Below are 10,527 nucleotides of genomic sequence, written 5' to 3' on the forward strand. Positions count from 1 at the left end.
TGGGCGGGCGCTTCGATGGGCAACTGGCGCTCGATTTTCAGGTGGGCAGCAGCGGCCGCGCCGCCTTGGCCGAGTACACCCATAACCCGCTCACGCGCAACGGTGGCCTGCTTTTCGACGGTGCGTGGCGCGACGGCCCCGCCGGCGACCCCGTACCCACCGTGTGGAAGCAGGGCGTCGCCGTAACGCGTCAGGTACTCACCCATTTCGAAATGGGCGAACGGGGCGCCTACGTGAACCCGCGCTACGCCCGCGTGGGCTGGCGCGACTTCTGGCAGAACGACGAATGGTGGGTTGAAAAACAAGTCGCTAAACGCTAAAGTGGTGGGCAGAAAATTATTAGCTAAGTGAATTAGTAACTTCGCGGCTGCGTTGCTAACTTCACCAGCCGAATTCGCGTTAGCATCCTACGCCATTCCGGCGGCTGCCCCTCCCCATGATTAATACGAACCTGAAATTCTGCCGGCGCGAGCTCGCCCTCACCCAGGCCCAGATGGCCGAAAAGCTGGGCATCAAACGCTCGCTGGTGGGGGCCTACGAAGAAGGCCGCGCCGAGCCCCGCATTGCCACGCTGGTGAACATGGCCCGCCTGTTCGGCATCACGCTCGACCAACTCGTTACCACCGACTTCAGCAAGAAGAAAAACGCCAAGATAATTGGCTCGCTGCCCCAGCCCGACGCCAGCGCGACCGCCGATGCCGACGACCAGCCCGAGCCGCCCACGCCCGCCGCTGGCGGCAAGCTGCGTGTGCTGGCCTTCACCGTCGACAAAGACCAGAACGAGAACATCGAGCTGGTGCCCCAGAAAGCTGCCGCCGGCTACCTCAACGGCTACGCCGACCGCGAATACCTGGAGGTGCTGCCCAAGTTCCGCCTGCCCATGCTCTCGAATACGGGCACGTACCGGGCCTTCGAAATTGCTGGCGACTCCATGCTGCCCATTGCCAGCGGTACCGTCATCGTGGGCCGCTACGTAGAAGACTGGACGACCATCAAGGACGGCACGCCGTGCATCGTGGTGAGCTCGCGCGACGGCATTGTATTCAAGCGCGTGTACAACAAGCTGCGCTCGGGTGCCATGTTCGTGCTGCACTCCGACAACCCGCATTTTTCGCCCTACGACGTGCAGGCCGACGAAGTGCTCGAAATCTGGGAAGCCAAGAGCTACATCAGCAGCACGTTCCCCATTGCCGAGCTTTCACTCGAGCGCGTGGCCAGCCTCGTGCTCGACCTGCAGCAGCAGGTGGCCCTGCTCAAAAAAGCCTAGAGCCGGAGTACCCCGAATTTCTAATTCGGCCCCCGGAACGGTAGAATGCTCCACAGTTCTTCCTTTCACACTTCAGATAAGCCCCGCCGTACCAACCGGCGGGGCTTATTGTATTACACTTCCGGGCCAACCCCGGGCGCGCGTCTGCGTATGGAGTGCGCCGCGCGCCCGCCCGCGTTCGTTCTCCATCCACTAGCACCTTTCTGATGCTCAAATATATATCCTCCGCCGACCGCCACCACGCGGCTCCCGCCGCTTGGCTGAGCAGCTACTTTTTGTTTTCGTTTGCCGACTATTTCGACCGAAATAATATGCATTTCGGCCCGTTGCGCGTCTTCAACGACGACAGTGTGGCTGCGCAGTCGGGTTTCCCACAGCACCCGCACTCCGAGATGGAAATTGTGACGCTGGTGCTCGATGGCGAAATAACGCACCAAGACACGATGGGCAACAAAACGACCATCAAAGCCGGCGAAGTGCAGCGCATGACGGCTGGCACCGGCCTGGCCCACTCCGAATTCAACCGCCAGGATAAGCCCCTGCACCTTTACCAGCTGTGGTTTCTGCCCGGCCAGCGCGGCTTGGCGCCCAGCTACGAGCAGAAGGACATCGGCTTTCTGAGCGGCAATAAAAACGAGCTGGTGCCGCTGGTAACGGGCCAGAAAGTGCTCGAAGACGTGGTGTACATGAACTCGAACAGCACCGTATACTGGTCGAACCTGAGCGCGGAGAAGGAAATCGAATTTAAGACCTTTCCCATCCGCCTCACTTTCATTTATGTGAAGGAGGGCACCATTTTCGTGAACGGCACCGAGCTTGGCCCCAACGACCAGGCCCGCATGACCGACGACGACGTGGTGCAAATTCGTGCCGCCACCGATGCGCAGTTTATTCTGATTGACCTGCCGTCGTCGGAAGCCAATTATTAAGGTTTGAGCTACAAGCCGTAAGCTCCAGGCGGCAAGCTCCTCGTCCGATTATTCGGGCAGAGAGCTTGCCGCCTGGAGCTTACGGCTTGTGGCTGATTGAGCTAGAAGTTGTAGGTAATACCGGCCGAGGCACCCGTCGACTTGCCGATGTTGCGGCCAGCCACGTAGGTGCTGAGGCCCAGCGTGAGGCCGAAACCGTTGGTGATGGGGCGGTAGCCGCTGGCGCCGATGCGGATGTAATTGACCCGGGTAGCGGTGAAGGTGCCGTCGAAGCCCGGCTCGGTGATGTCGGTGCCGCCGTTCGATTCCTGGAACGAGGCGTAGCCTTCGAAGTAGTTTTTGGGGCCGGCATAGCCCAGCTTGGCCTCGCCCACAAGCGCGTGGGGTACATCGCCGGTGCGCAGGCTGTAGCCTACCTGCCCGGTAGCAAAAACGCCGGAAACCGTTTTGAGGTGGACCACGCCGAGGGCGGTAGTTTTGGTGGCACGGTTGCCAATGGCGATGATGTAGCCCAGACCGGTGTTCGTCTGGTAGTTGCTCACGGGCGTGCTCACGCTCAGCACGCCCAGCAGGTCGAGGATGCTGCTGCCAATCTCGCGCGAAAACGACTTGAATTTCAGGGCCGCGGTGAGGTCCTGGAAACCCTGCCGGGAATTCGTGAAGCCCTGAGCCGGATATAGCGCGTTGAGGTCGTCGATGGTGGGGCCAAACGCCTGGCCTTTCGACTGAATGTAGGGCAGGCTCACAATAGCATCAATCTTTTCGGTCAGGCCGTACGTGCCGAACAAGTTGAGCGAATTGACATTCACTTTCTGAAAAACGGGTACGCCGCTCACTTTATCGGGGGCCAGGTAGGCACTGGTATACTGCTCAGCCGTGCCCGATACGACCACCGAGCCGTGGCCTTTGCCGGCCATGAAGCCGCTAACGAGGGTTTGCGCGCGGCTGGGGGCTGCCAGCCCAATGGCGAGGAGTGTGCTTACTAAAAGCGTAGTTGATTTTTGCATAAAACGGAGGATAGGAGCAGGGCAATAACTGGAGCGTTGAAGGACGTCAAAAGGACGGTTTGGCCCACTTCAGTTTGGTCAGAAGTGCAGCATCTACGCGAATGTCGGCAAAACCGGATTTAGCTTAGCGCAATCCAGTGGCCTAAAAATCACGTTTATAAGGTTGCTCCTGGGCTCAATAACTGGATTATCCCGATGAAACACCGTTTTAACCCGATGAAAAATTTTACCCTCTTTAAAATTACTGGCATGAAGGCGGCTGCGCTGGCGCTCAGCATGCTGCTACTGAGCGGCTGCTCGAAAAAAAGTGACGTCGAACCATCCATCACCAATATCGCCGTAACCAACCCCGACTTTCAGCTGCTCGAAGACGCGGCCATTCGCGGAGGCGTGGCCGTTACGCTCGGCAACAAAAACCCCAACGACCCGCAGGGCAACTACACGGTGTTTGCGCCCAACAATGGGGCTTTCAACCGCCTCGGTATTCGCGAAGCCGTCGACCTGACCGCCTTGCAGCCCGATTTTCTGACTAAAACGCTGCTTTACCACGTGTACAGCGGCTCGCTGGCGGGCAGCGCGCTGGCGGCAGGCAGCACCTCGCCGTCGCTGCTGGGGCCCACGCGGCGCATCATCACCCGCGCCGATGGCAGCAAGTACGTGAATGGCTCCAAGATTCTGGCCACCGACGTGAAGGCCACGAATGGGTTGGTTCATCCCATTGATAAGGTGATGATTGCGACGGGCGGCAACGTGGTGGAGTCAGCCGTGGCGCTGAGCACGGCCAAGGTGTTTGTGAAGCCGGAGCTGACGTTTCTGGTGGCGGCCGTGCTGCGCTGCAACCTGCAGGGCCTGCTCTCGCAGCCGGGCCCCTACACCGTGTTTGCACCCACCGACCAAGCTTTCCGCGATGCTGGTATTCCCAGCATCGATGCCATCAATAAAATGGACGTGAACACGCTCACTGGTATTCTGGCCAACCACGTACTGGCCGGTAACCTGGGCAACAAGTTCACGCCCGAGCTGCCGGCCAGCAGCTCCGTCACGGCGTTTGGCGGGCGCCCCCTAGCTCTGGGTGCCTTCGCCAACAGCGTGCTAACCGTGCAGGGCGCGGGCAATACCGCGCCGGCCAACATGGTCATTCCCGACGTGCAGTGCACCAATGGTGTTGTGCACGTCGTCGACCGCGTGCTGCTGCCCTAGCTGTGGTTTAAATCCTGGACCGGGGATGGGGGCAAAGCCGCCCGCTCCACCACGCCGGCTTCGCGCACGAAGCCGGCCTTGAGGTGTTCGTAGAGCGAGTGCGGGTCGATGAGTGCGGCCACGCCCTGAGCCAGCAGGCCGCTGATGAGGAGCTGAAAAATGGCCGAGTGTCGGTCGGTCATCTCAAGCACCAGAATGGCGGCCGTGAACGGCGAGCGCACCACCCCGGTCAGGAAGCTCACCATGCTCACCAGAATAAGCAGGTTGCGGTCGGCCACGGCCACGTCGAATATTTGGCAGATGCCGTCGCCCAGAATGGCCCCGGCGCTGAGCGAGGTGGCGAATACGCCGCCCGCCCCGCCGCTGCTGTAGCTGAGCGCCATGCCCGCGAAGCGCACCGGAAACAGGTACCACGGTGTATCGCCGGCGTTTTGAAACAGCAGGCGGTTGATGATGGGCTTGCCGGTGCCCACGCCCTCAGTGCCCACCAGGTAGGCCAGGCCACCCAGCAGCAGGCCGCAGCCCAGCACCCAGCCCGCCTGCGCCGCCAGTGTGGTGAAGCGCTGCCGGTAGCGCCCCAGCCATAGCAGGCTTTTGGCGAACGCCGCTCCGGCCAAGCCGCACGCCAGCGCTACCACCAGCACAAGCACCTGCACGCGCCCCGCGGCCGGCACAATCTTCGGAAAGCCGAGGTAGAGATAAGGCCCGAGGAATGTCTGGGCCGTGAGGCCGGCAATGATAACGGCCGTGAACACCGCCATGCGAAACCGGGCCATGTGCATCTGCGTCAATTCCTCTACCACGAACACGATACCGCCCAGCGGGGTGTTGAAAGCTGCCGCCAGGCCGGCCGCGCCACCCGTGACGAGGGCAATCTGGCGCGAGAGCTGCGGCCAGCCGGCGGGCTGTAGCCGGTTGATGGCCCGGAAAATGGCCGCTGAAATCTGAATGGTAGGTCCTTCGCGACCGATGACGCCGCCGCCCAGCAACAGCACTACGCTGCTCAGTATCTTCACGAAGGCTACCCGCAGGCTAAGCAGGTAGGCCGTGCGGTGATGCTGGCTGGGGCTTGAGAGCTCGATGCCGGCCATCACCTGCGGAATACCGCTGCCCCGCGCCGCCGGGGCCCACTGCCGCACCAGCAACCACGAAATCCCAAACGCCAGCGGCGTGAGCACAAACGCCAGCCAGGGCGTGCGCGTGAGCCAGACAAAACTGGCCTGCTCGGCCCAGCCAAACACCTTTTCGTAGCCCACGGCTACCACGCCGGTGAGAATGGACGCCACCCAGAACGGAAAACTCTGCAGAATCAGCCGCCGCACGCGGTCGGTGTAGAGCGGCTGGATGATGTGCTGGTCGAGCCAGGCAAGCAAGCGGGTGTAGATGGATGGAGAATCGGGCATGCGGGGAGGTTTCGGGAGGAGCGGCGCAGCGTGTGGCTGCAAAGGTGGGGGCCGTTGGGTGGCGATAGCGTGAATGTGGCAGCCGGCAGCGGGCATAAGTGCCTCGCCGCACCAGTGTTGCAGATTCTGTCGCAGGGCGTTAAGCTGCAGCGTAGGACGTGGCTTACGGCAGTTTATCCTGTGACTTAGCCCCCGATGGGGCGGCGAGTGGTAGCCGGTCTGCCGGGCAATTATTCGACACTTTCCGTGTAGCGTACGTATTTATTGGTACGGCGGCCTTGTTTGAACCCGCTGGCCAGCCTCCGTTGGGGCTGGAGTAACAACCGACAACTGGTGCCGAAGCTCGGCGCCACATTCAATTTTTTTGCCTGCTTTCTGCGCGCTCGGTTTCGCAAGCCAACCTGCTTATGTCAAAAACCATTATTGTTTCCAACCGCCTACCCACCAAAGTCCTGCGCACTGACGAAGGCCTCAGCTTTCAGCCCAGCGAGGGCGGACTGGCCACGGGCCTGGGCTCCATCTACCGCGAAGGCGACAACCTGTGGCTGGGCTGGCCGGGGCTGTTTGTAACCGACGAAGCCGAAGAGGCCCACATCACCGAGCAGCTGCGGGCCGACAACATGGCCCCGGTTTTCCTCACCGAAGATGAAATCCGGGACTATTACGAGGGTTTCAGCAATTCCACGCTCTGGCCCACGTTCCACTACTTCACCGAGTTCGCCACTTATCTCGACGAACACTGGGCCGCCTACGTGGCCGTGAACGAGAAGTTCTGCGCGGCCGTGCTGGCCCACGCTGGGCCCGACGACATCATTTGGGTGCACGACTACCAGTTGCTGCTGTTGCCCGAACTGTTGCGCCAGGCGCGGCCCCAGGCTACCATTGGCTTCTTCCTGCACATCCCGTTCCCGAGCTACGAGCTGATTCGGGTGCTACCCTGGCGTACCGAGCTGCTGCGTGGCATGCTGGGGGCCGATTTGCTGGGCTTCCACACGTTTGGCTACATGCGACACTTCCTCAGCGCGGTGTCGCAGCAGCTGGGCCTGCCCAACCAGAACGGGCAGATTGAAACGCCCAGCCACACGGTGCGCGTCGATGCGTTTCCGATGGGCATCGACTACACGCGCTACGCTACTGCCGCCGCCTCGGAAGAGGCGCGGTGCCACGTGGCGGCCTACCGCGAGGCCCTGCAGGACACGCGCATCATCCTCAGTATCGACCGGCTCGACTATACCAAAGGCATTCCGCAGCGCCTGCGGGCCTTCAACCAGCTGCTCGAGCGCTACCCCGAGTGGCGCGGGCAGGTGAGTTTGATTATGGTGGTGGTGCCCTCGCGCGACCAAGTGGCGCAATATGCGTCGCTGAAAGAGGAAGTGGACGAGCTGGTAGGCCGCATCAATGCGCAGTACCGCACCATTAGCTGGAGCCCGGTGCACTACTTCTACCGCTCGTTTCCGTTGCCCGAGCTGGCGGCGCTGTATTCGATGGCCGATGTAGGACTGGTGACGCCGCTACGCGACGGCATGAACCTGGTAGCGAAAGAGTACGTGGCCAGCCGCCTCGACCAGCGCGGCGTGCTCGTGCTGAGCGAGCGGGCCGGGGCCGCGCGCGAGTTGTCCGACGCTCTCATCATTAACCCTACCGACACGCGCCAGCTCACTGAAGCCCTGCACGATGCCTTGGTGATGCCCGAGGAGGAACAAACCCGCCGCATGCGGGCCATGCAGGCGCTGGTGAAGCGCTACAACGTGTTTGCTTGGACGAAAATTTTCATGAACCAACTGGCCTATACCAAGATGAAGCAGGAAACCCTGGCCACCGCCACCCTCGACGAGCCCGCCACCGCTGCCCTGCTGGCCGACTACCGCGCCGCCGGGCAGCGCCTGCTGCTGCTCGACTACGATGGTACGCTCGTGCCCTTCCACCCCGACCCCACCCGCGCCGCCCCCGATGCCGAGCTGCTGCACCTGCTACGCGCCCTTGCCGAGAACCCGCAGAATCACGTGGTTGTCATTTCGGGCCGCGACCGCACCACCCTGCAGCAGTGGCTGGGCCACCTGCCGCTGCACTTCATTGCCGAGCACGGCGTGTGGCTACGAGCCGCCGAGGCCGACGACTGGCAGCTCTTCCAGCCCCTGCGCAACGACTGGAAGCGCGAACTGCGCCCGGTGCTGGAGGTGTACGTGGCCCGCACCGCCGGCTCCTTCATCGAGGAGAAGGACTACTCGCTTGTCTGGCACTACCGCCGCGCCGATGCCGAGCTGGGTCCCGTGCGCGCCCGCGAGCTGCTCAGCCACCTCAGCTTCATCACGGCCAACACCGATTTGCAGGTGCTGGAGGGAAATAAAGTGCTCGAAATCAAGAATGCCGGCATCAACAAGGGTACGGCCGCCGTGCGCTGGCTAAGCCAGTACACACCCGGTTTCATCCTGGCCTTGGGCGATGACCGCACCGACGAGGACACCTTCCGCGCCCTGCCGCCGGAAGCCTACACTATCCGCGTGGGTTCGGCCCAGCACTCGGCCGCCCGCTTCCACCTGCAGTCGCCTACCGAAGTACGCCGTCTGCTGCGCCAGTTGATTGCGTGAGTAAAGCGAGTTGAGTAGATAGTCCACCGTACTGTCATCCTGAAGCAGTGAAGGACCTTACCACGTTAGAACTTCTAACGTGGTAAGGTCCTTCACTGCTTCAGGATGACAGGTTTTACCCCACGAAGCTCGGTTTATCGAGCCGCTGGGCGATGCGGTAGGCGGCATTCACGAGGCCGACGTGGCTGTAGGCCTGCGGGAAGTTGCCCCACTGCGAGCCGGTTTTAGCGTCTACGTCCTCGCTCAGCAGGCCCAGGTGGTTGGCGTAGCCGATGAGGTGCTCGAATTCGTGAATGGCTTCATCGAGGCGGCCGACGCAGGCCAGCGCCTCCACGTACCAGAAGGAGCAGATAAGAAACGTGGTTTCGGGCGTGCCGAAGTCGTCGGGGTGGCGGTAGCGGTAGAAGAGGCCCTCGGGCGTTTTCAGCTCTTTTTCCAGCTCCACCAAATGGTGCTTGGCGCGCTCCGAGGCCGGGTCGAGGTAGCCCATGGTGATGAGCTGAATGGTACTGGCGTCGAGGTGCTCCGAGCCGATGGCGTTGGTGTAGGCGCCGCGCTCAGCATCGAAGCATTCTTCGATGTGCGCCTGGGCCTGATGGAGCAGGCGAGTGGCGCGGGCTTCCAGCTCGGCGTCGCCGATGCTGCGGGCCACCTGTCGGGCGGCGTGGCTGCCGGCCCAGTGGAACAGGTAGGTGTAGCAGTGCTTCTGGGCGATGTGGCGAAACTCCCACAGGCCGGCGTCGGGCTGGTCCATAGTGGCTTCGATGAGGCGCAGGCACTCTTCGACTAGGCCCAGCGGGGCCACGCGCTCGGGGTCGCGGAAGCGGCTATCCACGTACAGCGGCAGCAGCGCCACCAGCACCTGCCCGTACACGTCGTTCTGGATGTGGGTGTAAGCATCGTTGCCGATGCGCACGGGCTGGTTGCCGAGGTAGCCGGCCAGCGGCAGCTCTGTTTCGGTCAGCTTCGACGCCCCGCCAATGCCGTAGAGCGGCTGCATCTTGTCCGACACCTGGGTGCTGATGTTGGCGATGAAGTGGAAGTACCGCTCCAGCTCCTCGAAGTGGCCGATGTTGTTGAAGGCCGTGAGGATGTAGTAAGTGTCGCGCATCCAGCAGAAGCGGTAGTCCCAGTTGCGGGTGCTGCCGGGCGCTTCGGGCAGGCTGGTGGTGGTGGCCGCAATCACGGCGCCGGTGTCTTCGTACTGGTGTAGCTTCAGGGCCAGGGCCGAGCGAATAACCTGCGCCTGGTGGAAGCTGCCGATGCTGGTGCTCTTCACCCAGCCGCGCCAGTAGGCGGCCGTGGCCAGCAAAAACCGCTCAGCGGTGCTTTCGAGCGGGGCCTCCAGCGGCGCGCCGTAGGTGAGCACGAGGTACTTGGTTTCGTTCAGCACGAAGTCGTCCTCATCGAGCACGTAGGTGAGCGGGATGTTGGTGGTGAGGCGGATTTCCTCTTCCAGACCCAGAAAGGCAATGTGGTTGGAGCTGCGGCGGCGCGTGAGGGCCAGCTCGCCGTAGTTGCCCATGGGCCGGCACACCACCCGCACCCGCGGCGCCCCCCGCAGCGGCTCCACTTTCCGGATAAACATCAGCGGCTTGTAGTACCGGTCGTACTGCGGAAAACGGGGCGCAAAGTCCGTCACGCGGTAGCGGCCGTCGGCGGTTTCGATTTCCGTGCACAGCACGTTGGTGTTGTCCTGGTAATACTGGCGGCCGGGCTCGGTGCCGGGCGTGGCGGGCCGAATGCTGTACTCGCCGCCCTTGTCGTCATCGAGCAGGCTGCCAAACACAAAGCTGCTGTCGAAGCGCGGCCAGCAGAGCCAGCGCACGGCGGTATCGGTGCCAATAAGGCCCAGAAAGGCGCAGTTGCCAATCAGGCCGAGGTCATAGGTATGTTTCGTCATCTGCACGGGAATTAGGTTCGCCGGATGCAGTCCGGTACCTAGGGGTACCCCGTTTGGCACGGCCGGGTTGCCTGGGCCGATGCCTAAGCTGCTCGCAACGGCGCCGGTATTACTGGCTTATTCCGGCTATTTGCCTGGTTTGGCAACCTCTACCAGCAGCTGTACCGGCTGGCGTCCGCCGGCCCGCACTTGCAGCCACTGGCGCAGGCGGGCCTGCTCGGCGGCTGGCA

The 10,527-nt window shown here is 62.3% G+C and carries 8 protein-coding genes; 5 read left to right on the plus strand and 3 right to left on the minus strand.

Annotated features, from left to right (window positions below; all coding sequences use genetic code 11):
• From ACYVDE_RS07575 to ACYVDE_RS07585, 3 genes are all read left to right on the plus strand, one after another.
• Positions 1 to 320 (plus strand): hypothetical protein (locus tag ACYVDE_RS07575; RefSeq protein ID WP_460500880.1); only part of this gene is annotated, 320 nt, incomplete at its 5' end.
• A 116-nt stretch (positions 321 to 436) separates the two neighbouring features.
• Positions 437 to 1,267 carry a helix-turn-helix domain-containing protein gene (locus ACYVDE_RS07580; protein WP_460500881.1) on the plus strand — a complete coding sequence of 277 codons (831 nt, stop codon included), beginning with the start codon at positions 437 to 439 and terminating at the stop codon, positions 1,265 to 1,267.
• A gap of 206 nt (positions 1,268 to 1,473) precedes the next feature.
• Positions 1,474 to 2,196, plus strand: a complete 723-nt coding sequence (locus ACYVDE_RS07585) for a pirin family protein (RefSeq protein WP_460500882.1) — start codon at positions 1,474 to 1,476, stop codon at positions 2,194 to 2,196.
• A gap of 101 nt (positions 2,197 to 2,297) precedes the next feature.
• Here ACYVDE_RS07585 and ACYVDE_RS07590 read toward each other — a convergent pair whose 3' ends face one another.
• Positions 2,298 to 3,203, minus strand: coding sequence for a hypothetical protein (locus tag ACYVDE_RS07590; protein WP_460500883.1), 906 nt, complete (start codon positions 3,201 to 3,203; stop codon positions 2,298 to 2,300).
• Positions 3,204 to 3,419: 216 nt separating this feature from the next.
• On the opposite strand from ACYVDE_RS07590, the gene ACYVDE_RS07595 reads away from it, so the two are divergent.
• Positions 3,420 to 4,403, plus strand: a complete 984-nt coding sequence (locus tag ACYVDE_RS07595) for a fasciclin domain-containing protein (protein WP_460500884.1) — start codon at positions 3,420 to 3,422, stop codon at positions 4,401 to 4,403.
• On the opposite strand, the gene ACYVDE_RS07600 is transcribed toward ACYVDE_RS07595, so the two are convergent.
• Positions 4,400 to 5,806 carry a chloride channel protein gene (locus ACYVDE_RS07600; RefSeq protein ID WP_460500885.1) on the minus strand — a complete coding sequence of 469 codons (1,407 nt, stop codon included), beginning with the start codon at positions 5,804 to 5,806 and terminating at the stop codon, positions 4,400 to 4,402. The genes ACYVDE_RS07595 and ACYVDE_RS07600 overlap by 4 nt on opposite strands.
• Before the next feature lie 407 nt (positions 5,807 to 6,213).
• Between ACYVDE_RS07600 and ACYVDE_RS07605 the strand changes: the two genes are divergently transcribed.
• Complete coding sequence (locus tag ACYVDE_RS07605) at positions 6,214 to 8,394, plus strand: bifunctional alpha,alpha-trehalose-phosphate synthase (UDP-forming)/trehalose-phosphatase (protein ID WP_460500886.1); 2,181 nt, start codon at positions 6,214 to 6,216, stop codon at positions 8,392 to 8,394.
• A 115-nt stretch (positions 8,395 to 8,509) separates the two neighbouring features.
• On the opposite strand, the gene ACYVDE_RS07610 is transcribed toward ACYVDE_RS07605, so the two are convergent.
• Complete coding sequence (locus ACYVDE_RS07610; RefSeq protein ID WP_460500887.1) at positions 8,510 to 10,297, minus strand: glycoside hydrolase family 15 protein; 1,788 nt, start codon at positions 10,295 to 10,297, stop codon at positions 8,510 to 8,512.
• Positions 10,298 to 10,527: the final 230 nt, after the last annotated feature.

The organism is Hymenobacter agri, from assembly GCF_054778495.1.